General features: G+C 71.3%; 12 protein-coding genes and 5 pseudogenes. 10 read left to right on the top strand and 7 right to left on the bottom strand.

The window, feature by feature from the left end; genetic code table 11:
- From TR48_RS46335 to TR48_RS13775, 7 genes and pseudogenes are all read left to right on the top strand, one after another.
- Positions 1-98: pseudogene (locus TR48_RS46335) on the top strand (BTAD domain-containing putative transcriptional regulator); the annotation flags it as partial.
- A 375-nt stretch (positions 99-473) separates the two neighbouring features.
- On the top strand, positions 474-2,840 hold the full coding sequence (locus TR48_RS44320; RefSeq protein WP_052442656.1) for an ATP-binding protein: 2,367 nt from the start codon (positions 474-476) through the stop codon (positions 2,838-2,840).
- Positions 2,841-2,995: 155 nt separating this feature from the next.
- Positions 2,996-4,630, top strand: a complete 1,635-nt coding sequence (locus TR48_RS13785) for an MFS transporter (RefSeq protein ID WP_063770981.1) — start codon at positions 2,996-2,998, stop codon at positions 4,628-4,630.
- 125 nt (positions 4,631-4,755) lie between these two features.
- Positions 4,756-5,541, top strand: a pseudogene (locus tag TR48_RS13780) (glycosyltransferase family 2 protein); the annotation flags it as partial.
- Between the two features lie 180 nt (positions 5,542-5,721).
- A pseudogene (locus tag TR48_RS46810) lies at positions 5,722-5,837 on the top strand (bifunctional glutamate N-acetyltransferase/amino-acid acetyltransferase ArgJ); the annotation flags it as partial.
- 130 nt (positions 5,838-5,967) lie between these two features.
- The gene (locus TR48_RS43195; protein WP_161789823.1) at positions 5,968-6,144 is read left to right on the top strand and encodes a hypothetical protein; all 177 of its coding nucleotides are present in this window, start codon (positions 5,968-5,970) and stop codon (positions 6,142-6,144) included.
- Between the two features lie 74 nt (positions 6,145-6,218).
- A pseudogene (locus tag TR48_RS13775) lies at positions 6,219-6,458 on the top strand (LLM class flavin-dependent oxidoreductase); the annotation flags it as partial.
- A gap of 36 nt (positions 6,459-6,494) precedes the next feature.
- On the opposite strand, the gene TR48_RS13770 reads toward TR48_RS13775, so the two are convergent.
- From TR48_RS13770 to TR48_RS13755, 4 genes are all read right to left on the bottom strand, one after another.
- Positions 6,495-6,887: a type II toxin-antitoxin system VapC family toxin gene (locus tag TR48_RS13770; RefSeq protein WP_042366633.1), complete on the bottom strand. Its 393-nt coding sequence runs from the start codon at positions 6,885-6,887 to the stop codon at positions 6,495-6,497.
- Positions 6,884-7,165 (bottom strand): hypothetical protein, encoded by a 282-nt coding sequence (locus tag TR48_RS13765; RefSeq protein ID WP_236652133.1) that lies wholly within the window; start codon positions 7,163-7,165, stop codon positions 6,884-6,886. Before TR48_RS13765 ends, TR48_RS13770 begins: the two co-directional genes overlap by 4 nt.
- Positions 7,166-7,206: 41 nt before the next feature.
- Positions 7,207-8,319 carry a hypothetical protein gene (locus TR48_RS13760; RefSeq protein ID WP_236652132.1) on the bottom strand — a complete coding sequence of 371 codons (1,113 nt, stop codon included), beginning with the start codon at positions 8,317-8,319 and terminating at the stop codon, positions 7,207-7,209.
- A gap of 190 nt (positions 8,320-8,509) precedes the next feature.
- Complete coding sequence (locus TR48_RS13755; protein WP_042366627.1) at positions 8,510-8,821, bottom strand: hypothetical protein; 312 nt, start codon at positions 8,819-8,821, stop codon at positions 8,510-8,512.
- 86 nt (positions 8,822-8,907) lie between these two features.
- Here TR48_RS13755 and TR48_RS13750 point away from each other — a divergent pair.
- Positions 8,908-9,144: pseudogene (locus TR48_RS13750) on the top strand (LLM class flavin-dependent oxidoreductase); the annotation flags it as partial.
- Positions 9,145-9,176: 32 nt separating this feature from the next.
- On the opposite strand, the gene TR48_RS13745 reads toward TR48_RS13750, so the two are convergent.
- From TR48_RS13745 to TR48_RS45490, 3 genes are all read right to left on the bottom strand, one after another.
- Positions 9,177-9,626 (bottom strand): PIN-like domain-containing protein, encoded by a 450-nt coding sequence (locus TR48_RS13745; protein WP_236652131.1) that lies wholly within the window; start codon positions 9,624-9,626, stop codon positions 9,177-9,179.
- Positions 9,627-9,628: 2 nt separating this feature from the next.
- A complete protein-coding gene (locus tag TR48_RS13740) occupies positions 9,629-10,276 on the bottom strand; it encodes a DUF433 domain-containing protein (protein WP_042366608.1) in 648 nt (215 codons plus the stop codon).
- Positions 10,277-10,684: 408 nt separating this feature from the next.
- The gene (locus tag TR48_RS45490; protein ID WP_236652130.1) at positions 10,685-11,668 is read right to left on the bottom strand and encodes a hypothetical protein; all 984 of its coding nucleotides are present in this window, start codon (positions 11,666-11,668) and stop codon (positions 10,685-10,687) included.
- A gap of 85 nt (positions 11,669-11,753) precedes the next feature.
- On the opposite strand from TR48_RS45490, the gene TR48_RS13730 reads away from it, so the two are divergent.
- On the top strand, positions 11,754-12,641 hold the full coding sequence (locus tag TR48_RS13730) for an LLM class flavin-dependent oxidoreductase (protein ID WP_042366607.1): 888 nt from the start codon (positions 11,754-11,756) through the stop codon (positions 12,639-12,641).
- A 23-nt stretch (positions 12,642-12,664) separates the two neighbouring features.
- A partial coding sequence (locus TR48_RS13725) for a zeta toxin family protein (RefSeq protein WP_174501694.1) occupies positions 12,665-12,908 on the top strand: 244 nt, incomplete at its 3' end.

The following is a 12,908-nucleotide window of genomic DNA, read 5'->3' as shown; positions in this document are numbered from 1 at the left end:
ACCGCCAGTCCGACGCGCTGGCGGCCTTCGCCGCCCTCCGCGCGACCCTGGCGGACACCCTCGGCACGGACCCGAGCCCGGAGCTCGCCGCCCTCCACCTGGCCGTCCTGCGCGCGGACCCCTCCCTCCGCGCCCCCCGCGCGCAGGCCGCGCTCGGGGGCGCCGCGCCGTTGACCGCCGGCGCCACCCGCGCGACCGCGCGAATCGAGGGGGACGCAGACAACTCCGGACCGGGCGCGGCTGCCGCGCGCAGCGCGCAGGCCTGGGTCCCTGCGTCCGGGGGTGCGAGGCGGCGCGGTCCGGCGGGAGCCTTCGACGGCGGCGCCGGGCCGACGCCGAGCTTCCCCGCGCCCGGCGACGGGGCTGCCGCTCGGCCAGGCGCCGCATCGGTGTCCGAGCTCGGTGACGGCGGACCCGAGGCACCAAGATCACAAAATGCGCCACGTGGAGCACTTAGTGATCTTGGTGCGGCGGTGGCACCGGGGAGCGCCGTTCTGCCCAGGCCGCTGACCAGCTTCGTCGGACGCGAAGCCGACCTCGACGGGCTCGCCGAGGCGCTGCGCCGTGCTCGACTGGTGACCCTGACGGGGCCCGGGGGGACCGGCAAGACGCGGCTCGCGCTGGAGGCCGCCGGCCGCCACCCCGGCGCCGGAGGCGCCTGCTTCGCGGACCTCTCCCGCGTCGTCGACGCCGCGACGCTCGGGACCACGCTGCTCGGCGTGCTCGGCGTGCGCGAGTCCGGCGTGCTGGGCGCCGCCGCGCCCGGCGGTGGGGACGCCGTGGACCGGCTCGCGCCCGCCCTCGCTCGCCGCGGCGAGCTGCTGCTCGTGCTGGACAACTGCGAGCAGATCATCGACGAGTCGGCAGCGCTCGCCGAGCGACTGCTGCTCGCCTGCCCCGAGCTGCGCGTCCTCGCCACCAGCCGCGAGCCGCTCGCCGTCCCGGGCGAGAGCGTCCGGCCGCTGGAGCCGCTGCCCGGTCCGGAGGCGTTGCGGCTGTTCGCCGAGCGTGCCGTCGCGGTCCGTCCCGACTTCGCCCCGGAGCACCCCGACGACGCGGCCGCCGTCGCCGAGATCTGCCGTCGCCTGGATGGTCTCCCGCTCGCCATCGAGCTGGCCGCGGCCCGCCTGCGACTGCTGACCCCACGCCAGATCGCCGACCGGCTGGACGACCGGTTCCGCCTGCTCACCGGCGGCAGCCGCACCGCGCAGCCGCGCCAGCAGACGTTGCGCGCCGTCGTCGACTGGAGCTGGGACCTGCTGCCGGAGGCCGAGCGCACGCTGCTGCGCCGCGTCTCCGTCTTCGCCGGAGGCTGGACCCTCGCCGCCGCCGAGGCCGTCTGCGACACCGGCCCGGACACCCTCGACCTGCTCGGCGCCCTGGTCGACAAGTCGCTCGTCGTCGCCTACCAGCCCGACGGCGCGGGCGAGATGCGCTACCGGATGCTGGAGACCGTGCGCGCCTACGCGGCCGACCAGCTCGCCGCCGCCGACGAGCGGCGCGAGCGCGCGGACGCGCACCTCGGGTACTTCCTTGGGTTGGCGGAGTCCGCGGAACCGCTGCTGCGCACCGCCGACCAGCTCGACTGGCTGGCGCGTCTCGCCGCCGACCACGACAACTTCGACGCCGCGCTGCGCCACGCGATCGCCGCCGACACCGACCGCGCCCTCGACCTGCTGGCCTGCCTCTCCGGCTACTGGATGCTGCGCGGCCTGCGCATCGAGGGCCGGCTCCCCGCGCAGCGGCTGCTCGCCGCGATCGACGGCGAGGTCCCGCCGGGCCGCGAGGAGCAGTTCGCGTTGACGGTCGTCGCCGCGATCTCCGGCGGCATGGACACCCCGGAGCTAGCGGGCTACATCGAGACCTGCCGCCCGGTGATGGACCGGCTGATGTACCAGCACCCGCTGCGCTTCCCGCATCTGGTGGTGTTGTGGGCGCCCTTCGTCGGCGTGCCCGACGAGGTGTCCATGGTCGAGCAGAACCGCATGGCCGAGTCCTTGGCCGACGACCCCTGGTACGGGGCGCTGCTCCACTTCGGCCTTGCCTTCCAGTACTGGTTCCTGCACGCGGATGCGAAGGCGCAGGAACGGGAGCTGGCCCAGGCCCTGCGCGGCTTCGAGGCGCAGGGCGACCGCTGGGGCATGGTGATGGCCCTGATGGAGCTGGCCCGGGCGCGCGGGCGTCAGGGTGACCGCGCCGGCGCCTCCGCGTACACCGACCGCGGCCTGGATCTGGCCGGTCAGCTGGACTCCCCGGAGGACATGGCGGAGCTGCTGTGGAGCCGCTCCGAGCTGAGTCTGCGCGCGGGCGACCTCGCCTCGGCGGAAGCGGACCTGACCCGCGCGGTCGCGCTGGTCGAACCGTTCGGCGTCAGCGACAACCTCTCCTCCGCGCGGCTGGGCCTGGCCCAGATCGCCCGCCGTCGCGGCGAGTTCGCGCAGGCCAGGGAGTTCTGCGCGCAGGCGCTGGCCAGTCGGCTGGTCGGCTGGTCAAGCGGCGAGGGCGTCCAGGCGTCCGTACTGCTGGAGCTCGCCCGCATCGACCTGGCGCAGTCCGAGGGCGGCGCGGCCCGCGCGCGCCTGCGCGAGGCGGAGTCCGTCCTGCGCGGTGGCCGGAACCTTCCCACCTACGGCGAACTCGCCTCCGTCCTCGCCGAGCTGGCCCGCCTCCAGGGGGACCCCGCGACGGCGGCGGAACTCCTCGGAACGGCGGCCGTCCTGGACCCCCGCCCGGACGCGGCCCCGGCCGAGACACCCCACGCCGAGGCCTTCGCCCGAGGCTCCACCCGCTCCCCCCAGGAGGCCATGGCCTTCGTGACTTCGGTGATCGGCGCGACGTAGGCGCCGCCACGCCTCTCGCCCCGATCCGGCCATGGCCGCGCCGGGGGCGCGCCGGGGGCGCTCCGGCCTGTTCCGGCGCGGCCCGGGCCGCCCCGGTGCGGGCGCGGTGCGCGGGCGGTCAGGGCGCGGTGCGCGCGGCGCGCGACCGTCGGGGCATGACTTCGTCAGGGAACCTCGAAGCGGCCCGCAAGTGGGGCACGCTTGCCATCTGCTGTGTCGCCTCCCTCGTCCTCGGGATCGACAACACCGTCGTCAACCTCGCGTTCCCGCATCTGGTGCGGGACATGGACCCGAGCAGCACCCAGCTGCTGTGGATCGCCGACGCCTACGGCTTCGCCCTCGGCGGGCTGGTGATCGTGATGGGCAGCCTCGGCGACCGCTTCGGGCGCAAGCGGCTGCTGCTGCTCGGCGGAGCCGGCTTCGCACTCGCGTCGGCGCTGACCGCCGAGGCGCCGAGCGCCGGGTGGCTGATCGCCGCGCGGGCGCTCCAGGGCGTCGCGGGGGCGACGCTGATGCCCTCCACGCTCTCACTGGTGCGCAACGCCTTCACCGATCCGAAGGAGCGCACCCTGGCGATGGGCATCTCCGGGGGAGTCGCCGCAGGCGGCTTCGCGCTGGGCCCGGTGGTCGGCGGGCCGCTGCTGGACCACTTCTGGTGGGGCTCGGTCTTCCTGATCAACGTGCCGGTGATGGCGCTGGTGCTGGTCGCGGGCTCGGTCCTGCTCGTCGAGTCGCGCAACCCGAACCCGGGCCCGATCGACTGGCGCAGCGTCCCGCTGTCGTGCCTCGGTGTCGTCGCCACCGTCTACGCGCTGAAGACCGCCGCCCGGGACGGCGTGGACCGGCCCGACGTGTGGGTCTGCGCGGCGCTCGGTGTCGCGCTGCTGGTCGGGTTCGTGCTGCGGCAGCGCCGGGCCGCGCACCCCCTGATCGACATCGCGCTGCTGCGCAGCCGGGGCTTCTCCGGGGCGATCGCCGCGAGCACACTGAGCATCTTCGCGCTGGCCGCACAGTCGCTCGCGGCCTCGCTCTACTTCCAGGACGTGCGCGGCTACTCCCCGATGGGGACCGGTTTCGCGCTGCTCCTCGGTCCGCTCGGCGCGATGGTGACCGGGCCGCTGTGCCCGGTCGCCGTGAAGGCGCTCGGCCGGGCCAGGGCCGTCGGTCTGGGGCTGGTGCTGATGGCGCTGTCCTGCTTCGGCTATCTGCTGGTGGGCGTGGAGTCCGACTACTGGGTGATGGGGGCGGTCATGTTCGTCTCCGGCCTCGGCATCGGACTGGTCTTCGGCATCGCGGGCGACACCATGTTGGCCGGCGCGCCGAAAGAGCGGGTCGGCGCGGCCGGCGCGGTCGACTCGACCGCGACGGAGCTGGGCGGCGCGCTCGGCATCGCGTTGCTGGGCAGCCTGCTCACCGCCGTCTACCGCCACCGGCTGACGCCGCCCGCGGGCACTCCGGTCCGGGCCGCCGCGGCCGCGCACGAGTCCATCGGCGGCGCCGTGGCCGTGGCGCCCACGCTCCCGGCCCGGCTCGGCCACGCTTTGGACGCGGCCGCGCAGCAGGCCTTCGTGGACGGCTTCCACGCCGTCGTCGCCGCGGGCGGGGTGGTCCTGCTGCTCGGCGCGGGTCTGGTGGTCCGCCGCCTGCGCGGGGTCCCGGCCGTCATCGCGGACCAGGACGCCGAGCCTCGCCCGGCCGAGTCGGTGCGGGCGTCGGGACGGCCCACGGCGCTTCGGGACGTGGGCCCCGACGCCGCACAGCACCCCGCCGCCCACGTGCCGCTGGGGTGACGCCTCGTCGGCCGACTCCGCCGTTCGGCCGGGCCGGGTCCCCCCGATCAGGGGGAGCCCGGCCCGGCCGCGTGGCTGAGGACAGGCGTGGCCAAACAGGCCGCGGAACGCTAGGGTCCAGGCTCGTCGGCGGGCTGGTGGAGGACACGCTGGCGGAGGACACCGACCTGACGATGGCACTCTGCCGCGACGGCTGGCGCGTGGTCTACGAGCAGGACGCGGTGGCCTGGACGGAGGCCCCGGCCTCGCTGGGCGCCCTGTGGCGGCAGCGTTACCGCTGGTGCTACGGCACCATGCAGGCGATGTGGAAGCACCGCGGCGCGGTCCTCCAGCGGGGCGCCGCGGGCAAGCTGGGCCGCCGCGGCCTCGGCTACCTGCTGCTGTTCCAGGTGCTGCTGCCGTTGCTGGCGCCGGTGGTGGACATCTTCGCCCTGTACGGGCTGGTCTTCCTCGATCCGTGGCACGTGCTCGGGCTCTGGCTGGGCTTCCTGCTGCTGCAACTGCTGATGGGCGCGTACGCGTTCCGCCTGGACGGCGAGCGGCTGGGTCCGTTGTGGAGCCTGCCGCTCCAGCAGTTCGTCTACCGGCAGCTCATGTACCTGGTGGTGATCCAGTCCGCGGTCACGGCCGTGGCCGGGGCGCGGCTGCGCTGGCAGCGCATGGAGCGCTACGGCTCGTTGCAGGCCCCGACGGGCCTCGGCGCGCCCGTCGCGGGCTTCGCCCACGCCGCACCGGGAACGGGGCTGACCAACATCCCGGTCCCGGCTCCGGCCCCGGTCGCGCCGCCGCTGGCCGACGCCTGGCTGGCCGAGGCGGCGGGGGCAGACCGCTCCGCGTTCGCCTACGAGCGCCCCAACTACCCCTACACGCAGTACGACTACCGCGACCAGCTGGGACATTCCGACTCCTGAGATGCATGGGGAGGGAGTCCCTCGGGTACGGGCGGCCGATGACCCCGGTCGAGCCGATGACGAGCTCCTTTGGCTTCACGCCCGCGGCGGCCGCGGCCAGGCGGCGGACCCCCTCCGCGTTGGCCGCGCCGACCCTGCCGGTGGCCGCGCCGACCCTGCCGTTGGCCACGTCGGCGTTGCGGGACCGAGATCGTCATCCGCGCCGACCTCGGCATCGCCGACGGCGCGTGGGCACCGTCTGCGGATGCGATCTGACGGCGGCTTACGTGCGGCTCAACTCGGGCTGCACGACTTGACAGCGTGACCTGGTCGGGAGCCGGGGCGGAGCATCTGGCACAGATCACAGGCGAAGAGGACTCGGCCGCCAGGCGCGACCCCCCATCGGGCTGGAGGTCCACGGCCGGTCGCGGTCGTCCGACCGTAGGCATGTTCGTCGGACTGCCGGACCGGCCCGAGGTCATCGCCCTCGTCGACGCCCCTCTCCTACTACCCGGACCGCGATCCGATCCCCGGGAGCAGTGGCCCGGCGTAGGGGAGGAGGTCGCAGCCGTGGTCTCGGGGCACGCGGAACACGACCGGCAGACCAAGCTGCGCGTGGACTGACGGCGGGTTCCAGCGGTGCCCTGCCGCGCGCAGGGTGCGCCTGGCTCGGCGGTCGAGGGCTTAGGGTCGTCGACATGCGTCTGAGCACGGTGATCCTCCCCATCCACCGGTGGAGCGAGGGTCAGCAGATCTGGCAGCGGGCCGAGGAGCTCGGCTTCCACGCCGCGTACACCTACGACCACCTCACCTGGCGGTCCTTCCAGAACGACCCCTGGTTCGGCGCCGTGCCGACCCTGACCGCGGCGGCCTGCGCGACGGAGCTGCTGCGGCTCGGCACGCTCGTCACCTCGGTCAAGCCTCGTTCGCCCATCACAGCCTGAGCTGCGGACATTTTTGCGGGTGTGAGCGGGTCAGATCAGTTCCACCGCGATGCGTCGGTGGCACAGTCGGCGTAGATCATCGGTGTCGCTGGTCACGATGGTCACGTCGCCGTGTTCCAGGTGAGCCGTTGAGGCGAGCATGGCGTCGATGGCGTACTTGTGGCCGTGGAGCCCTTCGGCTGCTAGCAGCTTGCTCGCGGCGCGCGCGACGTCCTCAGTGACGGGGCGCACTTTGACCAGTGAGATGGCGTGGTCGAATGCCGCCTGAGGCACTTTCGGATCACGTGCTTCGACGAGCGTGGCCGCGCTTGTGACGACTAGTAGGTCAAGCGTGCGGGCAACATCCAGCCAGACGGTCATGTCGCGGTGTCGGCGGGTGAGCTTGGAGAGAGCTTCGCTGTCGAGAACGAGAGTGCCGCTCACGCGGCGTCCGCCGGAGTGGCATCGCCTCGGTGGGTGGCGTGGTGGGCGCGGATGCGCTCAGCTCGCGCCGCCACCTCTGCTGCATCGACCGGCCCGTGCTCTTCCTCGGCCGCTGCGATGAACTCGTCGATCGCCTCGCGCTGGAGCTGCCGCTGCACGGCCTCCTCGATGTAGGAGGAGACACCCTGTTTTCCCGCGCGCGCTCGGATGGCCTCCAGGGTCTCGGCGCGGAGGGAGACGCTGGTGACGCGGGTCTTGCCACGGCGGGGCTCATCCATGGCAGCAGTGTAGTACATGGCCTGTTAACAGGCTTCTGGGTCTACCTGCCGGGCTGACGCGGTACGCGCCGTGCTCGGGGGAGCGGAGGCCTCCGGCTGCCGGCGATGAGTTCGCTGAGGCGCTCGCCGATCACGGACACGCCGGGGCGGGGCTCCTGCTCGTAGTACCAGGGCTTGCGTCGACGCAGCAGCTCCTCGCCATGCTCGGGCCAGGTGAAGCTGGGCTTCCGCAGCAGCTTGCGGAAGACCGCGTCGGCCGTCTCGGGGTGGGCGGCGGCCAGCCGGCGGATCGGCAAGGGCGAGATCGACTCCGCGCGCAGGTAGGTGCGCAGCAGGTCTTGATGCGGTCGGCGACCCGCGAGGGCGGGGTCTGCGAAGAGGTCCTGCAGCATCCCGTAGTCCGTGTAGAAGTTCAGTCCGTCGATCTCGTCGTAGATGACGCCGACGGTGTCCGAATCTGCGAGCTCCTGCGGAAGTTCAAAGAACGGCAGGTCGAGGCCGGGCAGCCGCCTGCTGCGGGCGCGCTCTGGCAGCTGGGCGACGGTGGTCTCCTGCCGGTGCCGGTAGTAGGCGTTGAGCTGGTCCTCGGCATCGGCAGGGGGGAGCACCAGCTCGTCGCTGCCGCAGAACTCGATGAACGCGGCCCGGTCCTCCCGCATCGACTCCCATCCCCGCTCGATCTTCTCGGGGTTGCGGAATGCCAGTGCAGGATGACTGGTCGCCAGTTCCAGCGCGGCCCGGGCGACCTCGGTGGCGCTGGACTTCGGGTAGGACGACAAGGCCCCGGACACGAGCCACACCCCGTCGACCGAGTGAACCGGCACCAGGGTCGCCAGGAGGAAGTCACCCTTGGTGACGCCGCGGAACGCGGCACGGCCGACATTCGAGTACGTGCGGTATTCGAGGTCGTCGACCAGGTTCAGCAGGACGACGGCTTCCCCGTCCTTGCGTCGGATCTCGAAGATGCCCTCTACCGGGTCACGCCAGCCGAGCAGTATCTGCCGGTCGCTCTCGGCCAGGTCCCGTCGCCCGGCGACGAACTTGTCCACCACGGTCGAACCGTCGGGCAGGCGGTACCGCAGGATGAAGTTGTCGATGATCCGGATTGCCTCGAGCTCGCCCAGCCGCCGTTGGGGACCCGTGGCTTCCAGCAAAGCCGGAGTCAACCATCGGTCGAAGCGCCGGCTCTGTGCGAAGGCGACCAACTCACCCTTCAACTCCGCGCTGCGCTCGAGGAGATCACGGAGCGAGCGCTCACTGACGCCTTGATCCGACTGTGTGGCGGTCCCCATGTCCTGTACTTCCCTGCGAGCCGGTTGGACGTGATGTTCGAACTGCTTGGCCTCAACCGGCCCAGTGACAGTAGGCCTCGATCCACTCGGCACCGGTCGGCCGAGGCGTCGGCAAGGGGAGGTCCAGGATCCCGATCTGCTGGCGGATGTCGCCGCGGGAGCACAGCGCGATGATTCGGCCGTCCTCGGTGAGGTAGACACCACGCACGGTCACCTCGATCCCGAGCACCGTCCTGTTGAACGGCACCGCGCGGGTTTCCTCGATCATGGTGTAGAGGCCGGTCAGTTGCTCGTCCTCGCCGTAGGCGTCGACGGTGGCTTCATCGATCATCGCCTCGAGTCGGGCCTTGCTCGACGCGTCCATGGCGCCCACGCTAGCGCTCGTGCGGGCGCCGTCCTGCGGGTTGCTCAAAACCTCACCTGCCGGAGCGAACGCGTAGGGTCGAGGTCATGCGTCTGAGCACGGTGATCCTCCCCATCCACCGGTGGAGCGAGGGACAGAAGATCTGGCAGCGGGCCGAGGAGCTCGGCTTCCATGCCGCGTACACCTACGACCACCTGACCTGGCGGTCGTTCCAGGACGACCCGTGGTTCGGGGCTGTTCCCACGTTGACCGCAGCGGCGACGGCTACGGACAGTATCCGACTTGGTACCCTCGTGACCTCGGTCAAGCCTCGTTCACCTATCGCGGCCTGAACTGCGAAATCAGGGCGAAGGGGTCACAAGGAGGCGGGCCAGAACTTCGGTGGGACGATCGTGGGGTCCACGATTCGCAGGCGGCTCTGCCGGGAGGGGTCGACGCCGTTCAGGGAAATCAGACGCTGGCTGTCAGCCAGGTCGAGTTCCGCCAACGCGTGAGGGAGCCCGGCGCACACGGTGGCGATCGCCGCTCCGAGGCCGGCAAGGCCACCGTGCTTGTGGTTGTGGCGGTATTCGATCCGGTGCAGGCCTGACTTGGCGATCGCGGCCACTTCCAGGGGGCGGCTCAACTGCTTCGTGTCATTGGTGAGGATCACCTCGAACTGTGCTGCTGCCGCTTGCGCGTAGAGGTCGACATCCTGGGTGCCCGCCCAACCGTCCAGCTCTGCCACATGCTTGATGTCGTGCTGCTTCACCAGCAGTTCCACGATCCGCGCCATGGGAAGAGGGACGTTCTCGTCGAGCAGCAACCTCAAGACGCGACCTGCCTGATCTCGGCATCGGTGTAGCTGTCGACGTAGTCGGCGAAGTCTGCGGCGTCGCGGGCCGCCTCCGGCGTGACACCCGGATAGAAGTCACCGATACGCTCGGGCGGAATACCGTCACGTAGCAGTGCCGCCACCTCCGTCGCCGGAATGCGGGTCCCACCGACCACCGGTTCACCGCCGCGGACAGCGGGGTCGATGGAGACATGCGGCCGGGGCTCCAGCAAGTCCGGAATCTTCCGGCCACCTCGGTAGAAGGGTGCGAGCACGTCCACCAAGTCGTGGATGACGATGTTGCCCTTGCTGTGCACAAGGTCCACCGCATGGTCCGGCTCGGCCAGGTAGATCGTGTCCCCCCCGGCGACCAAACGGTAGGTGGAGAGGTGCTCCCGCTCGTCCAGGCCCTCACGCAGGGTGTCCAGCGCCCGCCGGATCTTCTGCAGAGAAGCCTCCTGCCGAAGCCGGACGCAGGCGCGCAACGCCACGACATCCCGGAAGGAGTAGAGGATCGGCCGAGCCGCAGAGATCTCCGGAACAAGAACGGCCCCGCGCACTCCAGTAGCACGGCGCCAGTGAGACAACTGCCGGAGGGTGGCTCCGGACAGTGCGGCAGCCAGCTTGGGCTCGTACGACATGCGGGACCTCCCTACCCGACCTGTGCTTGTCCCTAGCACTTCGACGCTACTGCATGGTCCCGTACGGGCCTGAGCCACGCCACCGGTTCACCCGGACGGATGGCGTCGCGAGGAGAGGGCGTTCACCGACGCCGTACGCGCCGTGCTCGGGGGAGCGGAGGCTTCCGGCCGTCTGCGGCGAGTTCGCTGAGGCGCTCGCCGATCACGGACACGCCGGGGCGGGGCTCCTGCTGGTAGTACCAGGGCCTGCGTCGGCGCAACAGCTCCTCGCCATGCTCGGGCCAGGTGAATCCGGGTTTCCGCAGCAGCTTCCGGAAGACTGCGTCGGCTGTCTCGGGGTGGGCGGCCACCAGCCGACGGATCGGCAGTGGTGCGATGGACTCCTCGCGCAGGTATGTGCGCAGAAGTTCAGTCCGTCGATCTCGTCGTAGATGACACCGACGGTGTCTGCCGCCGCGAGCTCCTGCGGAAGTTCGAAGAATGGAGGCCCAGGCCCGGCAGCCCCCTGCCGCGGGCGCGCTCGGGCAGCTGGGCGACGGTGGTTTCCTGCCGGTGCCGGTAGTAGCCGTTGACTCGGTCCTCGGCTTCGGTAGGGGGGAGCAGCAGCTCATTGCTGCCGCAGAAATCGATGAACTCGGCCCGGTCCTGCCGCATCGACTCCCATCCCCGCTCGATCCTCTCGGGGTTGCGGAAGACCAGCGCAGGATGACTGGTAGCCAGTTCCAGCGCGGCTCGGGCGATCTCGGTGGCGCTGGATTTCGGGTAGGACGACAGGGCCCCGGAGACGAGCCACGCGCCATCGGCCGAGTGGACCGGCACCAGGGTGGCGAGGAGGAAATCGCCCTTGGTGACGCCGCGGAACGCGGCACGGCCGACATTCGAGTACGTGCGGTATTCGAGGTCGTGGACCAGGTTTAGCAGGACGACGGCATCCCCGTCCTTGAGTCGGATCTCGACGATGCCCTCCACCGGGTCACGCCAGCCGAGCAGCATCTGCCGGTCGCCTTCGGTCAAGTCCCTTCTCCCGGCGACGAACTTGTCCTTGCGAGCCGGTTGGACATGATGTTCGAACTGCTTGGATTCAACCGGCCCAGTGACGGTAGGCCTCGATCCACTCAGCACCGGTCGGCAGAGGCGTCGGCAAGGGGAGGTCCAGGATCCCGTCTGCTGATGAATGTCGCCGCGCGAACACAGGGCGATGATTCGGCCATCCTGGGTGAGGTCGACACCGTTCACAGCCACCTCGACTCCGAGGACCGTCGTGTCGAACGGCACCGCGAGATGATCTTCGATCATGGTGTAGAGACCGGTCAGCTGCTCGTCCTCGCCATGGACGCCGACGGTGGCTTCATCGATCATCGCCTCGAGTTCGGCGTTGCTCAACGCGCCCATGACGCCCACGCTAGCGCTCGTGCGGGCGCCCTCACTGGATTGCTCGAAACCTCACCTGCCAGAGCGAACGCGTAGGGTCTGGGCTATGCGTCTGAGCACGGTGATCCTTCCCATCCACCGATGGAGCGAGGGACAGAAGATCTGGCAGCGGGCCGAGGAGCTCGGCTTCCATGCCGCGTACACCTATGACCACCTGACCTGGCGGTCCTTCCAGGACGACCCCTGGTTCGGCGCCGTCCCCACGCTCACGGCTGCGGCGACGGCTACGCAGCGTATGCGTTTGGGTACCCTCGTAACCTCGCCGAACTTCCGGCACCCGGTGACGCTCGCCAAGGAGCTGATGACGCTCGACGACATCTCCGGCGGCCGGGTCACCGTGGGTGTCGGGGTCGGCGGGACCGGTTTCGACGCCACGGCTTTCGGCCAGGAGCCGTGGACGCCGCGCGAGCGGGCCGACCGGTTCGACGAGTTCCTGCCGCTGCTGGACAAGCTGCTCACCCAGAGCGAGACCACCGTCGAGGGTCGGTTCTACTCGGCGGTCGAGGCCCGGAACATCCCCGGCTGCGTGCAGCAGCCGCGGGTGCCCTTCTACGTCGCGGCCACCGGGCCGCGCGGCCTCAAGCTGGCCGCGAAGTACGGGCAGGGCTGGGTCACCTACGGCGACCCGCGCGGCCCCGGCGACGTGCCGGTCGACCAGGCCCCCGCCGTGATCGAGGCGCAGCTCGGCAAGCTCCGCGCCGCCTGCGAGGCCGAGGGGCGGGACTTCGGCGGCATCCAGAAGATGCTGCTCCAGGGCTCCACGGCGGAGAAGCCCCTCGCCTCGCTGGCCGCCTTCGTCGACTGGGCCGGCACCTACCGCGACCTCGGCATCGACGAGCTGGTGATCCACTGGCCGGTGCCGGATTCGATCTTCGAGAACGACCTCGCCGTCTTCGAGCAGATCGCGACCGAGGGCCTCGCCCAGCTGGGCTGAGCCGCCCTCGTTACCGTGTCCCCGTGCTGATCACCCTCACCGGCGGTCCCGGCGCCGGCAAGACGACCCTGGCCCGCGCCCTCGCCGGATCCGCGCCGGACGGCGGGGACGTGGTGCTCCTGCACGGGGACGACTACTTCGTCACCGACCGCGCCCACGGCGTCTGGCGACCCGACCCGCAGGGCGTGCCGCGCCTGGACGTCGGCGACCCCGCGTCGCTGGACTGGGACCGCTGGGAGCGGGACGTCGCCGCCGCCCTGCGCACCG

The organism is Streptacidiphilus neutrinimicus (assembly GCF_000787815.1).
Classification (GTDB): domain Bacteria; phylum Actinomycetota; class Actinomycetes; order Streptomycetales; family Streptomycetaceae; genus Streptacidiphilus; species Streptacidiphilus neutrinimicus.
This window is presented reverse-complemented; position numbering and strand designations above follow the sequence as displayed.